Consider the following 1,003-nt stretch of genomic DNA (forward strand, 5'->3'; position numbering starts at 1 on the left):
TGTCTGTTCGCTTCATATTTTCTTGATACTTTTCTTTGCAATCTTTTTAATTTCTTTTTTAACTTTCTAACTCTTAAAGACTTATTAATGTTTTTAATGGGTTTTTCTAGACAGTTTACAATGGCTAGATTTTTCAACCCTAAATCAATACCTAAAGATAAATCTTTATTAAGCTCAACTTGGTTTTCATTGTGCTCAAACCCCAATGTTAAATACCAATACCTACCGTCAAAATAGCATCTTGGATTATTATATTTAGGCAAATTGGGTATACTATAATTGGTTTTATACTTAACTTTACCTATTTTCTCTATATTGACTTTTCCATGTTTAAATTTAATGGCATCATATCTAACATAAAAGGATTTTTTAGAATGTCTTTTGGTTTTAAACCTAGGATGTTTTGATAATCCTTTAAAGAAATTATCATAGGCACTATTTAAATCTTCAAAGGCATATTGTGTAACTTGAGCAGATACTTCATCTAACCACTCATAATCCTTATTCTTTTTAATACTATTATTAAAATCTGATCTTACTTTTGCCTTTGAGGGTTTAAGTCCATTTTTGTTCATCTCTTCCCATTTTGAAAGTCCCCAGTTGTAAGCAAACCTTGCGCATCCTACGGATTTAAACATTAATATTTCCTGCTCATTAGTAGGTTTTAATCTTATTTTTATTGCCTTAATCATTATCTCACCTCACCTTCTAGTATTATTATTCCCTATATTGCTAGGTTTATCCGATGACTACCTGCCGTAACACTCCCACTTCTAACAAAGTGGGAGATAACGGCAGCTACGTCCCTGGATAACGATCTCTAACCTTCAGTTGGAGTAAAAACTCCATCTGAAGCTAAGAGCTCTGTTTATAGGCTAATACTATAAAGTGGTAAGATTTTAGATTTTAAAGTTAAAAATTTATACTGTATTGAAATTAATGATTGCATTATATATTTATAACTTCTTACAAGTTTTACGCATATTCACCTAATATCGCTAAT

General features: G+C 30.2%; 1 protein-coding gene. It reads right to left on the reverse strand.

From position 1 onward, the window contains the following. On the reverse strand, window positions 1-692 hold a 692-nt coding region (locus FGK85_RS15175; RefSeq protein WP_138207996.1), incomplete at its 3' end, for an RNA-guided endonuclease InsQ/TnpB family protein. Between the last annotated feature and the right edge of the window lie 311 nt (window positions 693-1,003).

Origin of the sequence: Haloimpatiens lingqiaonensis (assembly GCF_901447495.1) — a bacterium.
GTDB lineage: Bacteria > Bacillota > Clostridia > Clostridiales > Clostridiaceae > Haloimpatiens > Haloimpatiens lingqiaonensis.